The 22,176-nt window shown below is 40.9% G+C and carries 19 protein-coding genes and 3 tRNA genes; 7 read left to right on the top strand and 15 right to left on the bottom strand.

What is annotated here, in order from left to right; genetic code table 11:
• Window positions 1-43: 43 nt before the first annotated feature.
• Window positions 44-901: an acyl-CoA thioesterase II gene (gene tesB / locus AAGD16_RS00790; protein ID WP_013463778.1), complete on the bottom strand. Its 858-nt coding sequence runs from the start codon at window positions 899-901 to the stop codon at window positions 44-46.
• An 83-nt stretch (window positions 902-984) separates the two neighbouring features.
• Between tesB and AAGD16_RS00785 the strand changes: the two genes are divergently transcribed.
• Entirely contained in the window at window positions 985-1,440 is a 456-nt protein-coding gene (locus AAGD16_RS00785; RefSeq protein ID WP_013463777.1) for an EVE domain-containing protein, read from the top strand.
• A gap of 126 nt (window positions 1,441-1,566) precedes the next feature.
• Window positions 1,567-2,598, top strand: coding sequence for a cytosolic protein (locus AAGD16_RS00780; protein ID WP_377113040.1), 1,032 nt, complete (start codon window positions 1,567-1,569; stop codon window positions 2,596-2,598).
• A 21-nt stretch (window positions 2,599-2,619) separates the two neighbouring features.
• On the opposite strand, the gene AAGD16_RS00775 is transcribed toward AAGD16_RS00780, so the two are convergent.
• Together AAGD16_RS00775 and AAGD16_RS00770 are read right to left on the bottom strand one after the other, a co-directional pair.
• Window positions 2,620-2,811 carry a hypothetical protein gene (locus tag AAGD16_RS00775; protein WP_013463775.1) on the bottom strand — a complete coding sequence of 64 codons (192 nt, stop codon included), beginning with the start codon at window positions 2,809-2,811 and terminating at the stop codon, window positions 2,620-2,622.
• Window positions 2,811-3,878 (bottom strand): potassium channel family protein, encoded by a 1,068-nt coding sequence (locus AAGD16_RS00770; RefSeq protein WP_013463774.1) that lies wholly within the window; start codon window positions 3,876-3,878, stop codon window positions 2,811-2,813. Before AAGD16_RS00770 ends, AAGD16_RS00775 begins: the two co-directional genes overlap by 1 nt.
• A 166-nt stretch (window positions 3,879-4,044) precedes the next feature.
• Here AAGD16_RS00770 and AAGD16_RS00765 point away from each other — a divergent pair, with 166 nt between their 5' ends.
• Window positions 4,045-4,992, top strand: coding sequence for a chemotaxis protein CheV (locus tag AAGD16_RS00765; RefSeq protein ID WP_013463773.1), 948 nt, complete (start codon window positions 4,045-4,047; stop codon window positions 4,990-4,992).
• Between the two features lie 170 nt (window positions 4,993-5,162).
• Complete coding sequence (locus AAGD16_RS00760) at window positions 5,163-6,476, top strand: short-chain fatty acid transporter (RefSeq protein ID WP_377113030.1); 1,314 nt, start codon at window positions 5,163-5,165, stop codon at window positions 6,474-6,476.
• A 437-nt stretch (window positions 6,477-6,913) separates the two neighbouring features.
• On the opposite strand, the gene AAGD16_RS00755 is transcribed toward AAGD16_RS00760, so the two are convergent.
• From AAGD16_RS00755 to AAGD16_RS00730, 6 genes are all read right to left on the bottom strand, one after another.
• A complete protein-coding gene (locus AAGD16_RS00755; protein WP_036955663.1) occupies window positions 6,914-7,114 on the bottom strand; it encodes a hypothetical protein in 201 nt (66 codons plus the stop codon).
• 175 nt (window positions 7,115-7,289) lie between these two features.
• Complete coding sequence (locus AAGD16_RS00750; RefSeq protein ID WP_081875104.1) at window positions 7,290-9,425, bottom strand: peptidase domain-containing ABC transporter; 2,136 nt, start codon at window positions 9,423-9,425, stop codon at window positions 7,290-7,292.
• 308 nt (window positions 9,426-9,733) lie between these two features.
• Window positions 9,734-9,940 (bottom strand): hypothetical protein, encoded by a 207-nt coding sequence (locus tag AAGD16_RS00745; protein ID WP_013463769.1) that lies wholly within the window; start codon window positions 9,938-9,940, stop codon window positions 9,734-9,736.
• Window positions 9,940-10,137, bottom strand: a complete 198-nt coding sequence (locus tag AAGD16_RS00740) for a hypothetical protein (protein WP_013463768.1) — start codon at window positions 10,135-10,137, stop codon at window positions 9,940-9,942. The genes AAGD16_RS00745 and AAGD16_RS00740 overlap by 1 nt, the downstream gene beginning before the upstream one ends.
• Before the next feature lie 194 nt (window positions 10,138-10,331).
• A complete protein-coding gene (locus AAGD16_RS00735) occupies window positions 10,332-11,573 on the bottom strand; it encodes an HlyD family efflux transporter periplasmic adaptor subunit (RefSeq protein WP_016900067.1) in 1,242 nt (413 codons plus the stop codon).
• Window positions 11,574-11,731: 158 nt separating this feature from the next.
• Window positions 11,732-12,748: a metalloprotease gene (locus AAGD16_RS00730; protein ID WP_013463767.1), complete on the bottom strand. Its 1,017-nt coding sequence runs from the start codon at window positions 12,746-12,748 to the stop codon at window positions 11,732-11,734.
• A 357-nt stretch (window positions 12,749-13,105) separates the two neighbouring features.
• On the opposite strand from AAGD16_RS00730, the gene AAGD16_RS00725 reads away from it, so the two are divergent.
• Window positions 13,106-14,323, top strand: a complete 1,218-nt coding sequence (locus AAGD16_RS00725) for an EAL domain-containing protein (RefSeq protein ID WP_036955658.1) — start codon at window positions 13,106-13,108, stop codon at window positions 14,321-14,323.
• Here AAGD16_RS00725 and AAGD16_RS00720 read toward each other — a convergent pair.
• A complete protein-coding gene (locus tag AAGD16_RS00720) occupies window positions 14,320-15,387 on the bottom strand; it encodes a hemolysin family protein (protein WP_028835911.1) in 1,068 nt (355 codons plus the stop codon). The two genes, AAGD16_RS00725 and AAGD16_RS00720, sit on opposite strands and share 4 nt — an antisense overlap.
• 84 nt (window positions 15,388-15,471) lie before the next feature.
• On the opposite strand from AAGD16_RS00720, the gene AAGD16_RS00715 reads away from it, so the two are divergent.
• Together AAGD16_RS00715 and AAGD16_RS00710 are read left to right on the top strand one after the other, a co-directional pair.
• The gene (locus tag AAGD16_RS00715) at window positions 15,472-17,964 is read left to right on the top strand and encodes a prolyl oligopeptidase family serine peptidase (protein WP_377113023.1); all 2,493 of its coding nucleotides are present in this window, start codon (window positions 15,472-15,474) and stop codon (window positions 17,962-17,964) included.
• 165 nt (window positions 17,965-18,129) lie between these two features.
• The gene (locus AAGD16_RS00710; protein WP_377113020.1) at window positions 18,130-18,834 is read left to right on the top strand and encodes a response regulator transcription factor; all 705 of its coding nucleotides are present in this window, start codon (window positions 18,130-18,132) and stop codon (window positions 18,832-18,834) included.
• Here AAGD16_RS00710 and AAGD16_RS00705 read toward each other — a convergent pair.
• The 5 genes from AAGD16_RS00705 to AAGD16_RS00685 form a co-directional block, all read right to left on the bottom strand.
• Entirely contained in the window at window positions 18,831-20,342 is a 1,512-nt protein-coding gene (locus tag AAGD16_RS00705; protein WP_036980878.1) for a YifB family Mg chelatase-like AAA ATPase, read from the bottom strand. The two genes, AAGD16_RS00710 and AAGD16_RS00705, sit on opposite strands and share 4 nt — an antisense overlap.
• 34 nt (window positions 20,343-20,376) lie before the next feature.
• The gene (locus AAGD16_RS00700) at window positions 20,377-20,991 is read right to left on the bottom strand and encodes a trimeric intracellular cation channel family protein (RefSeq protein WP_024601286.1); all 615 of its coding nucleotides are present in this window, start codon (window positions 20,989-20,991) and stop codon (window positions 20,377-20,379) included.
• A 754-nt stretch (window positions 20,992-21,745) separates the two neighbouring features.
• Window positions 21,746-21,822: transfer RNA gene (locus tag AAGD16_RS00695), tRNA-Met, on the bottom strand.
• A 60-nt stretch (window positions 21,823-21,882) separates the two neighbouring features.
• Window positions 21,883-21,959, bottom strand: a tRNA-Met gene (locus AAGD16_RS00690).
• A gap of 82 nt (window positions 21,960-22,041) precedes the next feature.
• Window positions 22,042-22,118, bottom strand: a tRNA-Met gene (locus AAGD16_RS00685).
• Window positions 22,119-22,176: the final 58 nt, after the last annotated feature.

Genomic DNA, 22,176 nt, shown 5'->3' with positions numbered 1-22,176 from the left:
ATACCCACTATATTGAAGATATTCAATATAGTGGGTATTAGGATTAGCGCTGGCGCATTACCCCTTCTTGAATAGTAGAGGCTACCAAGTTTCCTTGGCGGTCAAAAAACTGCCCACGTACCAGCCCTCTTCCTGAGCTCGCGCTTGGGCTATCAATAGTATATAAAATCCAATCATCCATTCTAAACGGACGATGAAACCACATAGCATGGTCAATCGTCGCCACTTGCATATTCGGCTGCATAAACGACACGCCATGTGGTTGTAATGCGGTTGGTAAAAATTCAAAGTCGGACGCATACGCTAATAAATAGTTATGAATACGTTGATCGTCAGGCATATCGCCATTGGCTTTAAACCAAATATGTTTTACTGGTTCGATGGCTTCTGGTTTAAAGGGGTTATGAAAATTCACTGGGCGCATTTCAATCGGCATTTCACGAATAAATTTATTACGGATAGCTTCTGGAATATGCTGTGCATTTTCTTGATAAAACTCTAATGAAGAACGTAGCTCTTCAGGGGCAGGAACATCTGGCATGGTCGCTTGATGCGATAACCCTTGTTCATCACCTTGAAACGACGCCGTCATGTAAAAAATAGGCTTACCGTACTGAATCGCGCTAACACGACGCGTACTAAAACTTTTACCATCGCGAATCGTTTCAACGTCATACACTATCGGCTTTGCAGCATCGCCTGGGCGTAAAAAGTAAGAATGTAATGAGTGAACAATTCGCCCCGCTGGCAGTGTTTCTTTGGCTGCTGAAAGCGCTTGCCCCATAACTTGACCGCCAAACACCGCTCTAAAACCTAAGTCTTGGCTTTGTCCTCGGTATAAACCTTGTTCAATTTCTTCAAGTGATAACAACGACAATAAATCATCTAATACTTGGCTCATTATTTCTTCCTCAATCCCCTAATTTCTAAATGATACTATACAATACTGGAAAAATACCAACACACTGAGTGAGGAAAACTAATATGGCTTTTTGGCTATTTAAAACCGAACCCGACGCCTTTTCAATTGATGACTTAAAGTATGCCCCTGAACAAACCACGTTATGGGAAGGCGTGCGAAACTACCAAGCGCGTAACTTTATCCGCGATGATGTTAAACAAGGTGATTTAGTGATGATTTATCATTCTAGCTGTAAACAGGTTGGCGTTGCGGGAATAGGAATTGTCACTAAAGCCGCTTACCCTGATCCGACTCAGTTTGACTTAAGTAGCGATTATTATGATGCCAAAGCAACCGTTGAGACCCCCCGTTGGTTTGTGGTGGAAGTAACCTACCATTCTCATCTCAGTAGCATAGTGAGCTTGCAAGCAATTAAGGCAAATGAGTCAGTGACAGACATTGCACTTAAAAAAGGGGGACGTTTATCGGTCATGCCAGTGACCGAAAATGACTGGAATGAAATTTTGAACATGGCTTAATAGTCGCAAAGGTAACATACATTTTGCCATTAAAAAGCCAGTCCACCAGCGCAGTATAGCTTGGCTCAATTTCTCTTATGCCCTCAGATTTGCTATGATCTGCGGCTTGTGCGCACTGGAGGAAAAATGAAATTACTATACTGGTTAGATGAATGGTTAACTCTCAGCGATAATGAGAAGCAAGCAAAACTACCTACCTCTGGTGGGGATTTACTCGGTGATGTGTATGTAAAATATCACTTTGTTGATCTCAATAAACCCTTACTTTTTACTTTTTCACCTGCCGGTACTGATGTACAAGAGCGTGATTTGAACGAAGACTTTGCACCTTGGGGCTATCATTTAGCACAAAAGCAAAACGTTAATATTATTGCGTTTCAGCATTTGGGTAAAAGTAATTGGTTTCGTAACCGCAATTTAATCTTTTTTATTGAGCAACTATCAACCCTACTCTCTCCTTTTGAAACCAAGCTAGGTTATGGACTTAGTCGTGGCGGCTTTGCTGTGGGTGCATTTGCTAAATTACTCAAACTCGACAAAGTACTGCTTTTCCATCCTGTTAGCACTAAAAACAAACTTATCGCCCCTTGGGATGACCGCTCAAGTACCGACATTGCCCAACAATATGACTGGCAAGGTGACTACCATGATTTAGATTTAGGGGATGCAGAGGGCTACATTATTTACGACCCAACCAACCGCATTGACCGCCAACACGCTAAACGCTACCAGCAGCTCACTCACTTACGCGTATTTGGGATGGGGCACGGCACTCATGCCACTTATTTAAATAAGTTTGGCTTTTATAAACAAGTGGCTGTTGATTTTATTGCTAATCAACAAATCGACATTGCACAATTTAGGCTACAAACAAAAACACTGCGTTTAAAAGAGGATTATTATAAAAAACTTAATAAAGTCAATGCTAATTCGCCGCATCGTCAAGCGTTATTAAGTACCGCTCACACTATTTTAATCGACGAAAAAGCAGCGCACGTGCAAGAACACCAAGAAAAAATTGATATTCAACCTTTAATAGACGTAGCCATTAAGCATCAAGATGAAAATCCAAATGATGCCATTAAACTATTAGAAGTGGCTCAACAGCTAGCGCCAGACGACCCGCTGGTTGAGCATAAGCTGAGACAATTAGAATAAGTAACAAAAGGTACTCATTCATTACTTTTTCTTGGCGTGCCCTTGCTTGGGCACAATCGAAAAGTAAAGAATCAGCGCTATCCACGAAAAGAAGATAGCGCCGACTAGCCAGCCATTTTTTTCATGGCCTTGGCTACGCTTACTGTTAAGAATTATCATAATAGGGAAAATGTAAGCACATAAAACGATAATTAAAAACGCAATTTCAGTCATTATTTTTCCAAGCTAGGCCAGTCAACTTCATTACTCAATACTCGCTCTTGCGCAATGTAATGCAAAATATCTCCGGCGTTTACTGCATAATCTAAAGGCGGATTTAAATCCATATTTTTTGCACTTAAATTATGAGCCACACCTAACAATATTGCATCATGATCGTACTTAAAGTGATGAAATAATTTGCCAAACTCCATGGTTTTTACATTACTAGGGATTTGTAAACTAAACTGCGTATCACCATGCAAGGTTGATAATAGTTCCTCTTGTACACGACTTGAGCCTGGGTCTTGCATTGAGCGCACTAAAATCTCTGCCGATTTAGTACTGCTACACTCTACGTTGTGGCAATGCTCTAATAACATTTCCACTTTCGTTTCATCAAAAAAGTGCGCACTTATGTGACAATCTTCTTTGACTAAACGGCTAATACGCAGTGCGGTGGTAAATGTTTGGTCGTCATCTTGGCCATCAATAATCACTTTATCGGCGTGGCGAATGGCAACGCGTTCTAATTCATCCAAATCGGTGAAACTGGTTAGGCGAGCAAAATCAACATTCTCATTACTTAAAAACGGATGCTCTATTTGTTCAGTAACCGCTAATAAGATACGGCGATCTGTCCGCTTAGTATCAGCCAAAATGTAGTCGATCATTTTTTTGGTACGAGCATTATGCCAACCAAAAATAATAATATGATTGCTACTGTGAGCAAAGTTTTTATCACCAGTCATAGCGCGCCTAATTAAGTAAGTTACTGTTTGTCCTGTTTTACCCAACAAGACACCAAATAAAGCCAAACCAAAAGGTATTTGTATTAATGCGACAATCCATCGACCTAAGTCAGTTGATGGACTTAAATCCCCATACCCTACCGTTGAAGTGGTTACCGTGTAGTAGTAAAAAAAAGTACCCGGTGAAAGCAGTGCCTGCTCATTTGCCACTAACAATAAGCACCAAGTAAGCAGCATATGTAAGGATGTTGCTATTACAACAGACTGCCAACTTACCTGATCAATATGGCTGCGCAACAGCACAACAATACGTTTAAAAATATGATGCATAATTTTTTGTTAATCGATTGATTATTTAAATCATTTAGTAACACGATACTGCACATGATAACACTTAAGCAACGTTTTACTGTAATCGAAATATTCACGGTTCGTTATGAAGAAAAATAAGAGTAAACTATAGTTATTAAGTTATGAGGAAAAATATGGGTCTATTATGTCAGGTGTTTTAGCGTCAGTTGATCAGCGTACTCAGCTTGTAGGCGAAAATCGTTTAGAGTTGCTACTTTTTTATTTGCATAGCCGCCATTTATTTGCACTCAATGTATTTAAAATAAAAGAAGTGGTAAAGCTTCCCCGTTTAAGCAAAATACCGCACTCTCACCCTAAGGTAACCGGTGTAGCCAATATACGCGGTGAATCTATCCCAGTGATTGACCTTCGCCAAGCCATTTCTATGGCTAAAAAAGAATATGGTGAAGATTGTAATCTGGTCATAACTGAATATAACCGTACCACACAAGGTTTTTTAATTGGCAAGGTTGATCAAATCATGAATATGACCTGGTCTGACATTATGCCGCCCCCCAGCTCTGTGGGTAAAAATCATTATATTACGGCACTAACTAAAGTACAGCGTGATGGCCAAGAGCAATTAGTTGAAATTATTGATGTAGAAAAAGTACTCGCTGAAATAGTTGAGTACGAGGTCAATATTACTGATGGGGTGTTGGATGAAACCATCGTAAACGAATTTGCAGGACGCAAAATATTGCACGCCGATGATTCGCCAACAGCACGTAAACAAGTTAGCGATACGTTATCGCAGCTTGGTATCGAAATTATTCCTGCCAGTAACGGTCTAGAAGCCCTACAAATGCTCAAAAGCTGGGCTGATGAAGGACGCGATGTTGAAAAAGAGCTGCTAATGGTGATTACCGATGCCGAAATGCCTTCGATGGATGGCTATCGCTTAACCTATGAAATACGTAACGACAACCGTTTAAAAAACTTACATGTGGTGCTTAACACGTCCCTGAGTGGTAGCTTCAACCAAGCCATGGTGGAAAAAGTAGGCTGTAATGCATTTTTATCAAAATTTCAGCCCGACTTACTCGTTCAAGAAGTACAAAATCGCTTAAAGCAAGTGCTTGGTGATTCTTAATTGAGCATAACTAGCAAATACCGACCAAGGTAAGTATTTGCTAGCGACACCCCCTCATCAACAACCTTTAAAAAGTCTGCCTTGCTGAGCATTTATTCAAAGCGGTGTTTGCTAATCCTAAGATTTCATGATTAATTAACAAATAAGTTTTCACTAACTCGTTATTAATTATGCTTAATAAAGTTGCCAGTCCATTTACCAAGCTCGTCGAGCGCTACTTACCCGACCCATTTATATTTGTTATTTTGCTCACCATTATTACTTTAGTCATTGCGAATTTAGCGACCCCTGCAACCACACTTGAGGTAATAACATCATGGGGGAGCGGGTTTTGGAACTTACTAAGCTTTGCCATGCAAATGCTGTTGGTATTAGTAACAGGCTATATGCTTGCCAGTACCTCTTTAATAAGTAAGTTACTAACAAAATTAGCAACGCTTGCTAATACGGCCCCAAAAGCCATTATTTTAGTGACATTTATTTCGCTTTTAGCAAGCTGGCTTAATTGGGGGTTTGGCTTAGTGATTGGTGCTTTATTTGCTAAAGCCATTGCTAAACAGACTCGAGTGGATTATCGGCTATTAGTGGCAAGTGCCTATTCAGGCTTTGTAGTATGGCACGGCGGATTGGCAGGCTCCGTACCACTAACCATTGCCAGCGAAGGGCATTTTTCACAGGCGACTATGGGTATTATTGGCACACAGCAAACCTTATTCGCAGGCTTTAACATTGCGATTCTGATTGGCTTATTTATTATTATGCCGCTGGTTAACCGCTACATGCTACCGAGTGAAAAAGACAGTGTTTATATTGATCCTTCACTGCTTGAAAATACCCTAACTGATAAAGTCGCAATAACACGCCCTGCTCAACATTTAGAGCAAAGCAAACTGCTAGGTATGGGCATTGGTTTAATCGGACTTGCCTACTTAGGTTATTACTTTTTCATCGCAGGTGGCGGCTTAAACCTCAATAGTGTAATTGCCCTGTTTTTGTTTATGGCAATCACTCTGCATCAAACACCCCATAATGTGCTTAATAGCTTGCAACAAGCGATTCCGAGTGGCGCAGGAATTGTAATTCAGTTCCCTTTTTATGCTGGCATTATGGCGGTCATGGTAGATACTGGACTGGCGCAACAAATATCACAGGGCTTTATAGCCATAGCGGATGCCGATAGCTTGCCATTTTACAGCTTTATTAGTGCAGGACTCGTTAATATGTTTGTGCCCTCAGGTGGCGGACAATGGGCGGTACAAGCGCCTATTGTTATCCCTGCAGCACAAGAGCTTGGTGCAGATATGGCGCGGGTTGCTATGGCTGTGGCGTGGGGAGATGCGTGGACTAATTTAATTCAACCCTTTTGGGCATTACCGGTATTAGCCATTGCAGGGTTAAAAGCTAAAGATATTATGGGCTTTTGCGTGTTACAACTAATTATTACTGGGGTATTTATTTCGTTGGTATTGAGCTTTTATCCGTAGAGAAAAAAACTTATTAGTAAGCAAAAAAATAAAAAAAGTGATAATACAATGAAAAACTTACCCATATTATGAACTTTCTTTTGATTCTTAAGCTTATAATCTAAAAGCTGATCACCCATCAAGGAAGAGCAGTGAGGACATGTGCACAATGAATTATCATGTAATAAACAGCAACGTTCGCAGCGGCTCTGCTTCCTCTTTTTTAACATTATTGCTAAATTAAACCCAATAGTCATATTAAAGCTACTACTTTTTATCTTTCAAAAGATATGCTCGCAACTTTCTATTGAAGTAAATAACAACTAAGACTATGAGCATATAATAAGCAAATTTATATACTTCATCTGTAAAGTGAATATAATTTTCATATAATAAGTTAAGAGAAGACCATATAAAAAAAGTTGCAATTACCTGAATTAAAAGTACTTTACATCTCATTACTTCAAATCAAACCAAGCTACTGCAGCTATGTATACAGCACCAGCAACAAGTGCCCCTTTAACGCCCAACATACCACCAGCAGACATTGCCGAAGATAAATATTTTGAAGAAAAATCTCCCCAACAATTTTCTGCACATCCACCATTCACTTCTTGAAATTCATTCACGTTTAATTCACGCACTTTGTTATACTCCATATATCCGATGCTTTTTAGCTAAGTCATCGGGTTGTTAATATGCTCCCCTTCAATTAGGTGAGCGGTTAATAGGCTGGCTTTAGCTGCTCGCTAAAGTTAACTAAAGCTGGCCGTTTTTTGTTGTTTGCATTTGGCAAACCACCAAAATTTTTAAAGTTATTTTTACTGCCCAACATTACGCACTTACTGTTTGCTGTTGCATATTCACCAGCTCTCCACCTTTAAGTTCAAATACTTTATCTGCCATATTAATAGTTTCTTGGCGGTGGGCAATCATAATGCGTGTAATGGGTAAGTGCTGAATTTGCTCGCTTATTTTAGCCTCGTTATCTTTATCTAAATGGCTTGTTGCTTCGTCCATAAACAACACGCAGGGCGACTGATATAACGCACGGGCAAGTAATAACCGCTGTACCTGCCCACCCGATAAGTTTGAGCCCATATCACCTACTAACGAATTGTAACCCATGGTCATGCGAGTAATATCATCATGAATAGCGGCATTTCGGGCACATTGCTCTATTTTTAAATAATTAGGTTGTGGGTCAAAAAAGCTGATGTTATCGGCGATTGAGCCAGCTAATAGTGTGTCATCTTGCATCACCGCGGCTATTTGTTTACGGTAGTTTTTTAGGCCTAGCTGGGTAATATCTTTACCATCAAGCAACACTTTGCCTGAGGTAGGTTGTAGTAACCCGAGCATAATTTTCATCAAAGTGGTTTTACCCGCACCTGATGGGCCTGTAATCGCAATCGAGTCGCCGGCATTGAGCGTTAAGTTAACATTATTTAGAATAGGCGCTTGCTCTTCACTGTAACTAAAGCAAATATTGTCAAGCGTCAGCTGGCCTGTTACTTTACCTTCGTCATCACCTGTATAGGCCATTTCACCGTCACGATTAGCCTCTTGCTTGGTCAGGGCTATATCAGCAATACGGTCTAAGTGTAAGCGCATCATTTTAAATTGAATAATTTGCTCAATTAAATTAGCAAAACGGCTAGTTAGCTGGTTTTTGTAGGCAATAAACGCCAGTACCATACCCACTGACAAGCTATTACTCATTACCATTAGTGCAGCAAAGTAAATCACCAATACATTCTCAAGGCCAAATAACAGTTTATTGAATGAATCAAAGCTAATATTTAATCGCCCTAAACGAATTTCGCTGTTTATTACTTCGGCATAGCGGTTTTGCCAAATGCCTTGGCGCTGCGATTCATTGCCAAACAGCTTTATAGTTTGCATACCGCGAATATTTTCTAAAAAGTTCGATTGCTCTTTGGCAGAATGTTGAATCATTTCTTCGGTGGCTTGGTGCAGTGGCCTGTAAAGCGCTAAACGCACTAAGGTATAAAGCACAATTGCGCCAACAACTACCGCAGTGAGTTTTAGCGAATAGATAAGCATCATAATAAGGACGGTAATAGCCATCACGCCATCGACCAGTGTTTCGACAAACCCAGTAGTAATGCGTTCTCGTATTTGTGCTAATGAGCCAAAGCGCGAGACAATATCGCCAACATGGCGCGACTCAAAATAATTCATTGGTAGTCGCAATAAGTGCCTGAGCAAGTTCACCCCCATTTGCATATTGAGCAAACTCGAAAGCCGCAAAATCAGCCAACTCCGCACCGCATTAGTCACCACTGAAATAATCGCTATCAGCGCAAAGCCCATAGCCAGTACCGTTAATAACGATTCGTCAAAACTAATTAGTACTTCATCCACAACCCACTGCATATAATACGGGGTCATTAAGGCGAATAGTTGTAATACTAATGACAATGCAATCAGTTTTAGCAACCCTGCTTTTAAGCCCTTCATGGTGCTCCAAAGCTGGGTAAACTTCATTCTTGCTTGTTCTTGTTTAGCTTCAAACTTGCTGGTTGGCGTGAGCTCTAAACAAATGCCGGTAAAGTGTTTACTAAACTCTTCCGAGCTTAAACTACGCTTACCCACAGCAGGGTCGTTAATAGCAAATTTAGCTGAAGGCCCTTTACCAGAGACTTTGGTCAGCACCACAAAGTGATTCATATCCCAGTGCAATATACACGGTGTTTGCAGTTTATGGACTTCTTCGATTGGGCATTGCAGCGCACGACTGGCTAGCCCTAAATTATCACCCAGCTCAATCAGCTGCTGTAAGTTCATACCCTTTAGATTCGCCGAAAAGCGCTTACGCATAGCCGGCATATCCAGCCTATGACCGTGATAGCTTGCCACCATTGCCACAGAAGCTAGGCCGCATTCAGCTATTTCGGATTGAAGGATAAGGGGTATGCTATTTTTCAGGCTAAAGTTTAAATCCAAAACACTATCCTAAGTTAAATCACGAATTGAGCAGCTAAGCTATAATAGAAACAACTTCACTATTTGATACATTAAATTAGCTAAAAACACACATAAGATAATAAAAACAATAGTACTAATACTTTTATTCTTTTCAATCTGCTTTTCTAATGCTAAGAATATACAAGTAAATATAAATATCAGATAGTTATCACTTGAATTTTTAATGAAAATGAAGAACACACTCAAAACAAATGTTATTAATGCAATTGATTTCATTCCTACCCCTTATTGATTTAAGGCCCAACCAAAGATTGGACCTTAATTACTTACTCTGTCGCCATTGAATAAAGTGAAGAGCCAATATACCAACCACCTGCAGCAGCAGCGATTACAGGAAAGAAAAATGCTCCTGCCGCGGCGCCAGCGATCGAGCCCGCAACGCCAACAATACCAAGCCCTAAGCCAATCGTATTATCTGCATTTAATGCCCCACCTGTAACGACTTTACATTCTAATTCGTTTAATTCTTTCATTATTTCTGACTCGCATAATATGCAGCACCAGCTGCAACTAGAACCAACCCGCCGGTCATAAACATAGCACCAGCTAATGCGCTAGTCGTAACAAAAGCGGCCCCCCAAGCTCCAGCTCCACCAATCAAACCTGTTGCACCTAGAGATCTTCCTCCACCATTTACTTCTTGAATTTCTTTTACGTTTAATTCACGCATTTTGTTATACTCCATAAATCCGATGCTTTTTAGTTAAGTCATCGGGTTGTTAATATGCTCAACCTTACAATTAGGTGAGCGGTTAATAGGCTGGCTTTAGCTGCTCGCTAAAGTTAACTAAAGCTGGCCGTCTTTTTCGGTTGTTTGCATTTAGCAAACCACCAAAACTTTTAAATTTTCCTTTATTGCTACAATTAACTTACTCGTCCTTTTAGGCTATACAGCGGCTCGAGTAACCATTCAATTAATGTGCGCTGCTCTAGCATAATATCTGCCTCAAACAACATGCCGCTTTTTAGCTCAAATGCTTTACCATAAGCCTGCATTTGTTGCTGGCTAAGTGTTGCTCGCAAGCGGTATACTGGCTCTTGCAGTGCGATAGGCAAGCGTATTTCGTTTGGGGTAATGAGCGCCTTATCAATCCGGCTAATTTTGCTGTTAATAAAACCAAAGCGTTGATAAGGAAAGGCATCAAATCGCAAACGCGTATCGTTACCAAGCGCAATAAAACCTGCTGAACGTGTAGGTAATAGTAATTCAGCCACTAATTCTGAACCTTCGGGAATAATATGCAGTAGCGGTTTGGCTTGGGTGAGTGTTTCACCTTCCACCACTTGAATACCCGTGACTGTACCGCTATTACTTGCGGTGACGGTGTATTGATAGTTACTTTTAATTTGCGTAAGTTGGTTTTGAACATCCGCTTGTTGGCGTTTAAGACTATTTATACGCAACGTGTATTGCTGGGGCACGTTGGCAATATTAAAGCTTAGTTGGCTTAACTGGTTTTCTTGCTGCATCAGCAAGCGTGCTAGGTTTTGTTTTTCTTGCTTAGCATCCAACAGGGCTTGCTGTTGTTGCTCACGCTCAATATTTGATAAAAAGCCATTTTTATTAAGCTGGTTAAGGTTACTTTGTTGGCGGTTAAGTAGCGCTAGTTTTTCATCAGTAAGTTTAAGTTGGCTTTGTAATGCAGCTTGCTCATTAGTTAGTGCACGTTTTTGTGCCTGCAAGTTAAGTGACTCTTGCTTTTGTAGGGTGTGGTTTTGTGTAATTTCGTCATTAAGTAGTTGTATTTGCATACTTAGCTGTTCAACTAGCTGGGTACTCAAGGCTATGCCTTGGCTGTTATTTTGCTGCACAATGATGGTCGCCAACGGCTGACCTTTATTAACGGCATCACCCTCTTGTACAAATAGCTGCTCAATCATACCACCTTGATTAGCAAAGCTTTGGATAACCCCTTTATTAGGCATTAAAAAACCGCGCACGGTTTCTTTGCGTGAGTATTCTGCAGTGAATAAAAAGGTAATAACTGTGACAGCCACACAGGCCAAAATAAGCACAGTTAATTTTATTGATAGAGGTTGTATGAGGGTAATCGCCCCCGTTAAACGCTCACTTTGCTGAGCGATAGCTTCCTTTCTAAATAACATCCCTGAACAATCCCTGAACAACCCTGATATCGGAACACTACATCTTCAGTTACAAAAAAACAACAACAAACATACAAAAACCTTTAAAAACAGCAACAACCGAACAAAAAAAACAGCACAGTGCACATTTTTTAAACTTTCCATGCTGTTTTTTGTCGTTAGCTCGATAAAATTTTCATTGGCAAACTCAGTATTGGATTGTCAGAGTCAGCAAAATGCATCATCACTGCTACATGGCCTGCAACCACCAGCGCATACATGACCGCTGAAAAGCCTTGGCCATATTTATCTAATGGCAATAAATGCGAATAATGACGGCCGCGCCATTCAAACACAATTTCCAGCGCCCCAACAAACAAAAAGAACACTAATAACATTAAACCAAAGGTGTAACTTAGCCATAAGCCAAATAACACTCCCAATAAACATACACTCAGCCCCACCCACGATCGCATTGAAAAGCTAATACTCTTTAAAACATGTCCGCCATCAAGTGGTAAAATAGGCAGTAAATTGAATAAGTTAAGCAGTGCACTAAGTACCGCAACGCCTGCAAATATTTCCATTTCTGTGGCGTAAAAAAGCACCACGCCTAGCACTGAGGTAAACAAACCAAAGGCAGGGCCCATTAGTGAGATCACCACATCTTGCCAGCGCGTAGTTATTTTATCGTCGCTAACGGCTAACCCGCCTACAAAAGGAATTAAATAAATGCCTTTGGTTTTTATCCCAAAATACTTCATAGCTCGTACGTGGCCATATTCGTGTACCACCAGGCAAGCAATCAGCATTAACGCAAATTCAATGGTAAACAGCCAAGCATAACCGGCCACCGATGCGCTCGCTAGGGCCACTTTAACCACCTTAGCACTTTTAAATAACTTAAAACCTAGCGCCGCAAGCCCCAAAAAGCCTTTTTTAGATTCGCCTTGCGCCGCCACAGGCAAAGCTAACTGAGTGGCAAACTGATTATCTACAAATAGCGCAATACTCTGTTGGTTAACGTCACTGCTATCAATACCAATTAGCTGCTCATCAAGCATAAACTCAACATAGTTTTCACGTGGATTTTCAAATGCAATCGCTTGCTGATCATGAAATATTTTTACAATTTGTTGCTTATCTAGCATAAGCGTAAACGGTTGTTCGGCTAGATTCAGATCGATTTTTATCATTGTTATATCAGTTCGCTTAATTAGGGGTACTATTTTGAGGCAGAAAAATCCTGTCGATAGCAAGGCAAAAACTTCGTTATTTAGTTGCTCTAATGGAGAATTTTTTAACGCAGCTCGCGTCTGATTTGCCCCCTCAAAATGATTAAGTATTATTGCGGCTTGGTATTATAACCATTATAAATTATGGCGCTAGTATATCTACCCATCTAAAAAACACGAGCAAGATAGAATAATTTGTCGATTGGATTTTGCTGATATTTAAAATTTAAAACAGCAATAAATACTGACAAAAACAATTCAAGCGACTATTTTTAAAACAGAAGGATATAAATTACGACCGTTAAGTTAAGGACAACAATGCACACAAAATTACCAAACATACTCGTTGTCGATGACTCAAAAGCCATTTTGATTGTCATGAAAGCTATTTTTAATGAACTCGAAATGTCGCAATCCACAACCACCTGTTTAAACCCTGTTAAAGCACTTGAAAAAGTAAAAGCTGATATAAACTATTTTGATGCCATATTTACCGATCTAAATATGCCAGAAATGGATGGCATGGAGCTGATCCGTAACTTAGGTGAAATAGGCTATTGTGGTGCAATTGTTATTATTTCTGAAATGGGCCCGAAAATAATCAGCCTAGCCGCTGACCTCGCTAAACAGCACAATGTGCATTTAATTGGCAACCTATCTAAGCCTGTGCAACTCAATCAGGTAAATACGTTACTTACCAAAATCGCTCAGTTAAACAGCCACACACTTGTAAAAGAGCGCCCAATCACTAAAGAAAAACTAATTAACGCATTAAAAAATAATGAAATAACACCTTACTATCAACCTAAAATAAATATAAACACCAATCAAATACAAAGTGTTGAAGTGCTGGCTCGCATTGTATCAAGTAAAGACGAACGAGTTATTTTACCAAGCCGTTTTATCAGCCTGGCTGAGCAATGCGATTTAATCAATGACATTACGTTTACGCTATTTGAAAAAGCCTGTGGTGACATCAAGCAGCTAAAAGAGCAGCTAGGTACAAACTTGAAATTGTCATTTAACTTATCGCCGTGTCAGTTAGATGATTTAAACAGCCCCAATAAGTTATTACAGCTTCTACAAAAACATGATGTTTTACCTAGTGATGTGGTGCTTGAAATAACCGAGCAGCATGCCCTTTCAAGCTACACTCAACTCGAAACCTTAAATAGATTAAGAATATTCGGCTTTGGTATTTCACTCGATGACTTTGGCACTGGTTTTACTAATATTAACCAACTGAAACAGCTGCCATTTACAGAAGTAAAAATAGATCGCTCTTTTATTAGCCACATAGAAACCGATAAGTTTTCTCAAGTGGTAGTCAGCTCACTAATTAATATGACAACCCAAGAGCAACTTGAATTAGTGGCCGAAGGGGTTGAGCGCCCCGAAGAGCTGGCCTACCTCAAGCATTATCAAACAAATTTAGCTATACAGGGCTTTTTATTTAGTTGCCCAAAAGCAAAAGCTGAATTTATCTCGTGGGCCCAACACTGGATAAAAACAGCTGCTAAAACAAAAAACAGCTAACGAGATTCATTATCGTCGGCGCTGACGATATGCTCACTATCAGCTAAACGCTGGTGCCAACGCTGCTTTGCTACGGCGCGCATATTGGTTGATTGATCTCGCTCATCCACAATTTCTAAGCCCATTAACGCTTCTATCATATCCTCGAGCGTTACAATTCCTTGTACATCACCGTATTCGTCAATCACTAAGCAAATGTGGGTACGTTGGGTGAGTAATGTTTGTAATAACGACGACACGTTTTGCGTACTCGGTACCGTATAAATAGGCTTAACCAGCTTACTAATTTTGTAGTCTGTACCTAAGCGGTGGTATGCCAACATAATATCGTTTTTATGTACAAAGCCTATGATATCGTCAGCGTCTTTGTCATAAATTAGCACTCGAGAGAATGACGACGAACCGTGTTCACTCAAGTATTGATTAACGGTAAGGTCTTTATGGATTTTAAAAATGACCGTGCGCGGTGTCATTAAATCGGTTAGTTTTGCATGCCTAAAGTGCAGCAAGTTACGAATGATTTCTGATTCATCAGCATGAAGCGCCCCAGACTCACTACCAATGTCGGCCATTGCTTCTATTTCTTGGCGAATATAATAGGCCTCATTATGCTTTTGACCCATCAAATTAGTTAGCTTTTGTGCTGCCCAAACAAAAGGCTTAAGGACTAGTACCAAAATACGTAAACCATAAGTCACACTAGGCGTTAAAGCACGCCAATAATTAGCCCCCAGCGTTTTAGGAATAATTTCAGATAACACCAGTACCAATAAAGTCATAATCGCAGACGCAATCCCCACAGCCGCATCTGAAAACACCACGGCAGCCTGTGCGCCCACGCCCGCAGCACCAGCAGTATGTGCAACAGTATTAAGTGTTAAAATAGCCGCTAATGGCTGATCGATATTACTTTTTAGCTTCTCTAGTTGCTTAGCCAGTACTGGCCGCTCTTTACGAAGCAGCGCAACATAACTAGGTGAAATGCTCAATAGCACCGCTTCCATGACAGAACATAGAAACGAAATCACAATCGCTGTAACCATGTAAACGATTAATAGTGTCACTTTTTTTCCTCTAAATTGGATATATGAGCATCATAACAATACATGCTATATTTGGCCAAATCTCCAATAATAATAGGCATAGTAATGAATTTAAGCGCACCTTGGCATCGTTACGCAAAACGTTTTACTCACTTGGCAGCCCTACTCACATTAAGTAGTTTGAGTTTAACGGCATTAGCTGCCCCACTCGATCAATCAAAAATTCAGTTTATCGGGCCTCTTGCAGAAGACATGCAAGCAAAGCCATTTCAAACACCGCATGGCGACGTGATTATCAATAATCTGCTTGCACAACTTGAATCAAATAAAGAAAGCTTTGTTGTGTTTGGTAAAAAGCACAAGTGGCAACCACTTGATAAAATTAACGCGCTTACTTTAGGCGGTTTACAAGCACTTAAATTTAATATTGAAACTAACCGATTTACTCAAGGCTCCTTAAACATTAAAGGAATAGAGCAAGGCCAGGTTTTTATTAACGGTGAGAAACAAAGTGGTGAAAACCAACGCTATCAGCTTGCTTTAAATAACGGCTCACACACCGTTATTGTCATTGCTCAACAGGTTGCTAATTGGAATGATGTCACCTTAGAGTTTGTGCCAAAAGCAGAAACTGACGCCGTGACCCTAACGACAAATAAGACCAAGCGCTTATCGGCTAAGCAATTGTTTGACGCCCCAACTATTAGCGGCTTGTCTTTGTCACCTGATGCTAAGCATTACTTAAGTACAACAAAGCGTTACAGCGATAAAACAGGCAACGACGCCATTACCACAACCGAGCTTAAAAATACTAATAACCAAACGGTATACCGATTTGAAGAAGCGCAGCCTAGCCAATTCACTTGGAGTCCTGATAATCAATTTTTAGTCTATTTACTCAACGGCGAATTAAAGCAGTTAAACCGTAAAACTTTCGCTATAAAAACCTTAGCCTCAGGCCTTGAGGGGGCAAGCAACTTTAGCTATTACAACGATAATAGTATTCTTTTTAGCTGGTCCAAATCACCTGAAGAAACCAATAGCCTCACTAAACATCATAAAGGCTTGCAAGACCGTTGGTCTTACGCCCGTACGGTTAGCCAATTATATTTACTCGATACCCACAGTGGTTTAACCAAAGCCCTGACCGAAGGCGTATTAAGCCATCAACTTGAAGATGCTAATAGCAACCGTGGAAAACTATTAATAAGTCGTCCAGTAATGGCCATGCAAGCCTCAACCCATCCAGAGACTGAGCTGGTTGAACTTACATTAAAATCCAACAGCATAAAATCGTTAGGTAAGTTTAAAACCTTTAATCAAGCGAAATATACCGCAAACAATATTTATGTTGTTGCAGGCCCTGATTTTAAAAATGGCGCAGGCAGAGTACTACCGCAAACCATGCTGGCGAATAATTATGATGGCCAGCTGTATTTACTAACCGATAACGCTAAAAAAGTAACGGCGTTAAGTAAACAATTTGACCCTGCGATTGGCACATTGGAAGTACTAAGCAATGGCGATGCGTTAATCAAAGTGACAGAAAAAGACACCCAACCACTGTATTTATATGATCTGAGTAAACAACGCTTTAAAAAGTTAGATACAGGGTTTGATATTGTAGAACAGTTTAGTTTTTCAAATACTCGCAATACCCAGCTACTGCTCTCTGGCAGTAATGCTTCAAGCGCCCAACAACTCAAGCGCTTTGACGTAAGCAAAAATAAGGTGGAGTTAATCTGGGATTCAAACCCGATTGCATATGCCAATACCACGATTCCTAAGCTTGAAGAATTTAGCTTTACCAATAAGCGTGGCGTAGAAATATCTGGTCGTGTTTATCTGCCAAGTAATATTGATAAAACTAAAAAGCACCCAGCTCTGGTTTATTACTATGGTGGCACCTCACCTGTGACTCGTGGATTTACAGGGCGTTACCCTTTTAATTTATGGGCAGCAAACGGCTATGTGGTTTATGTGGTACAGCCAACTGGTGCAACGGGCTTTGGACAAACTTTTTCAGCGCAACATGTCAATGCGTGGGGCGATTATACCGCCGATGACATTATGCAAGGCACAGAGGCATTTTTAGCTAAATATGATTTTGTAGACAGAAGTAAAGTCGGTAATTTAGGGGCATCTTACGGTGGGTTTATGACGATGCTGCTTGCTACTAAAACCGATATGTTCAGCGCGTCTATTGCTCATGCGGGAATTTCAAACTTAACTTCTTACTGGGGTGAAGGATGGTGGGGATATTTATACTCAGGCGAAGCCTCTAAAAATAGTTTCCCGTGGAATAACTCTGAACTTTATAGCCAACATAGCCCAGTGTTTCATGCCGATAAAGTGACCACGCCATTACTGCTTATTCATGGTGACAGCGATACGAATGTGCCAGTAGGTGAAAGCTTAACTATGTACACCGCGCTAAAACTGCTAAATAAAGATGTTGAAATGATTGAGTACAAAGGAGCCGATCATCAAGTATTTGCTCGCGATAAGCGCTTTAATTGGTGGAACACTATGTTGGCTTACTTTGATAAAAAGTTAAAAAATGAACCACAATGGTGGGATTCAATGTACGGCCAGTAGTCATTTAAATGCGCACTTAAAATAATTTATAAAAAGTGCGCAATACAAAGGTAATTTCATTATTCTTTTTTGTAATATAAAGTTACCGAAAAAAATTAAACTCTGTGTTATGCATGTAACGAATAATGCTAACATGCAAGGCTACTATTAAAAAAATAACAGACTATGGCAATTAATGTTTTATTGGTTGAAGATGACGAGCTGCTAGTAAAGCGCATCCAAAATCATTTTATAAATACCGAGTTCTCTATTGACGTTGACGCAACGGGTGCCGATGCTTTAAGCATGGTCAAAAGCCGTGTAAATCTGCGCAGTGCTATTTCCTTGGCAATTATTGATATTGTGCTGCCAAAGCGCAATGGTTTACAACTTGCCAAAGAGTTAAATACGCTCACCGATATTGGTGTTATTTTGTTATCGAGCCGTGACTCACAAGCTGATCGTATTGCTGGTCTTGCTCAAGGTGCCGATGACTATATTTGCAAGCCTGTCGATTTACTCGAGCTTGAGTTGAGAATGCGCGCTTTATACAAACGTATTGCAAACAATCAACACGACGATGACAGTGAAGAGTTTATCGAATACGCTGATTTTAAACTCCATCCAGATAACCGCACACTCATTACAGCCAGTGGGATTGAATCACGGCTCACCGAAGCAGAGCATAAAGTGCTTATTTGTTTAATCGGCAATGCCGGTAAAGCCACTTCACGTGAAAAAATATCAGAAGAAATTGGCCAGCCTGATTGGAGCCCCAACGATCGTACCGTAGACGTGTTAGTGGGTCGTTTACGTAAAAAGCTTAACGATGAGAAAGATCAAAAACGCATCGTCACCGTGCGTGGTAAAGGCTATATGCTATCTATTTAGTATTGGGTTAACTGCGATAATAAACGCTCAAATGCCCGATAATTAAGCGCTTCTTTAAGCTCATTTAAACTAATTTGTGGCGCGCCTTTTAAATCACTAATGGTACGCGCTACTTTTATCACTCTATGATAAGAGCGCGGCGATAACGCCAGCTTTTCACTGGCTCTAGCTAAAAACTGTAGCTCCGCAGCGGGTAACTCGCAGTATAAGCTCATTTCTTTGTTATTTAGCCGCGCATTCACTTTACCTTGGCGTTTTAATTGTATTGCATAAGCCGCTTCTACTCGCGCTCTCACTTCAGCACTGGTTTCTTCTGCAGTCGTACTTTGTAGCTCCACGCTGCTTAGTCTAGGGAGCTCAATTTGCAAATCAATTCTATCGATAAACGGTCCCGATACCCGCGATAAATAACGCATCACTTGATCAGGGGTCGCCCGTTTATCATGATGGCACCCTGTCGGGCTGGGATTAAGTGCTGCAATAAGCTGAAACTGTGCCGGAAATTCCATTTGTCTTGCCGCACGCGAAATCGTCACGGTTCCGGTTTCCATTGGTTCTCGTAACGAGTCCAGTACTTTGCGCTCAAATTCAGGCAGCTCATCTAAAAATAATACGCCATTGTGCGCTAACGATATTTCACCGGGTTTAGGGTTAGACGAACCGCCTACCAGCGCAACTGCAGAGCAAGTGTGATGAGGATTTCGAAATGGTCGCTGACGCCAGTTGGTTAAATCGATTGAGTGGCCAATAATGGAATACAAAGCAGCGGTATCAATGGCTTCATCATCTGACATAGTTGGCATTATTGTAGACATTCGTTGCGCAAGCATTGATTTGCCGGTTCCTGGTGGCCCTAAAAATAGTAGGTTATGTCCACCTGCGGCAGCAATTTCTAGTACTCGTTTAGCACCGGGTTGGCCTTTTACATCACTTAAATCGAGTAAAAAGTCTGGCGCTTGGGTACAGTCAGGGTAGGTAATATTCAATGGTAAAGGTTGTTGGTTGAGTAAGTCTCCCCACACCTCTTGTATAGAGCTTACCGCTTTTCGTTTTACACCGCTGACAAGGCTGGCCAAACTATCGTTTTCAAGAGGAAGAAAACAGCAACGGTTTTGCTCTTTAGCCCCGAGCACTGAGGGTAAAATAGCATTCACTGCACGTATTTCACCATTAAGTGCAAGCTCACCATAAAACTCATACTTATGAATATCAGGGCAGACTATTTGCCCCGATGCGACCAAAATGCCTACCGCAATCGCAAGGTCAAACCGCCCGCCGTCTTTTGGTAAATCGGCAGGTGCTAAATTAACGGTGATACGTTGATCGGGAAATCCAAATTGAGAGTTTTCAAGGGCGCTGCGTACTCTATCCTTGGCCTCTTTAACCGATGCTTCGGGTAAGCCGACAATATGAAATGCAGGTAAACCATTCCCTAAATGCACTTCAACCATAACCTCGGGGGCATTAATTCCTACTTGTGCGCGAGAAAATATACGGGCTAACGACATTCCTTATCCTAGTTAACTGCTGTATTAAACCAGTTTAGTCAGGATATTTAAAAACATGTAATATAATCTTCCATTTAATGGCCGAAAAGCGCAGCAATAAGGTCATTAACATACTCAAGATCATCGCCACTTCCACCGTTAAAGATAGGTTTATAGCTAAGGTATACACAATACCACCAGCAATACAGGTAATAGCATAGAGCTCACCTTTGAGGAGCATAGGAATATCGCGAGCAAGCACATCGCGAATCAATCCACCAAAACAGGGGGTGATCACCGCCATAATAATAACCGTCATATCAGGCATACCGGCCAATTGCGCTTTTTGTGCTCCCATTACCGCAAAAAAGGCTAAACCAAATGCATCGGCTGTTTGTAAAACATAATAAGGAATCGATTTTTGTTTATTGATCAGTCGTGTTGTAACAAGCACTGCGGCTAAAATAGCATAGAAGTAGCTTTGATCGTGTAACCAAAATACGGGTTGATCGAGTATCACATCGCGAACAGTACCGCCACCAATAGCCGTAACGGTTGCAAGCACAACCACACCAAAGCCATCCATTTTCTTTTCATAGGCAACCAAGGTGCCCGATATAGCAAATACCGCTACGCCAATTAAATCAAACCAGTGATAGAGTTCAGTCATAATTTTGATTACAAAAAGTTTTAAAGAGTTTAACGCATAGCATACTAAATATTCAGCAATAACACTTTCAAAAAGTAAAATTAGAAAAGAACAGCAGAAATACATGTTAAAAATAGCGTGAGGGAATATGAATTTTAGGCATAAAAAAACACGCTTTAGGCGTGTTGCTTTACTATAACTGTTTATTTCAGTGGTTGCGGGAGCCGGATTTGAACCGACGACCTTTGCTGGCTAATGAAGAGCTGAGACCGACGAGCTACCCATTTCACTGAATTTTAAGCATAAAAAAACACGCTTTAGCGTGTCGATTTAATAAAAACATGTTATTTCAGTGGTTGCGGGAGCCGGATTTGAACCAACAACCTTTGCTGGCTAATGGAGAGCTGAGTCCGACGCGCTTTTAGACGCACTGAATTTTAGGCATAAAAAAACACGCTTTAGCGTGTCGATTTAATAAAACATGTTATTTCAGTGGTTGCGGGAGCCGGATTTGAACCAACGACCTTTGCTGGCTAATGGAGAGCTGAGTCCGACGCGCTTTTAGACGCACTGAATTTTAGGCATAAAAAAACACGCTTTAGGCGTGTCGATTTAATAAAACATGTTATTTCAGTGGTTGCGGGAGCCGGATTTGAACCAACGACCTTTGCTGGCTAATGGAGAGCTGAGTCCGACGCGCTTTTAGACGCACTGAATTTTAGGCATAAAAAAACACGCTTTAGGCGTGTCGATTTAATAAAACATGTTATTTCAGTGGTTGCGGGAGCCGGATTTGAACCAACGACCTTCGGGTTATGAGCCCGACGAGCTACCAGACTGCTCCATCCCGCGCCTGAAATTGCAGATTTATTTATAGTTGCTTACATTACAACTTGGCTTCCAATGAAAAATTGGTTGCGGGAGCCGGATTTGAACCGACGACCTTCGGGTTATGAGCCCGACGAGCTACCAGGCTGCTCCATCCCGCGCCTGTATATTTTAAGTCTATCGACTACTTAATTTAATCTCTTAAGTTAGAGTTTACAGTAACCTAAAACCTCTAAAGGAAATTGGTTGCGGGAGCCGGATTTGAACCGACGACCTTCGGGTTATGAGCCCGACGAGCTACCAGGCTGCTCCATCCCGCGCCTGTAATTTCTTTGTAACAGTATCGTGTTATTCACAAGCCTGTTTCGAAGAGAGCGC

This window comes from Pseudoalteromonas sp. M58 (assembly GCF_042604605.1).
In the GTDB taxonomy this organism is placed as follows: Bacteria; Pseudomonadota; Gammaproteobacteria; order Enterobacterales; family Alteromonadaceae; genus Pseudoalteromonas; species Pseudoalteromonas tetraodonis.
The sequence above is the reverse complement of the archived record's forward strand: the minus strand, read 5'-3'. Positions and strand labels throughout refer to the sequence as shown.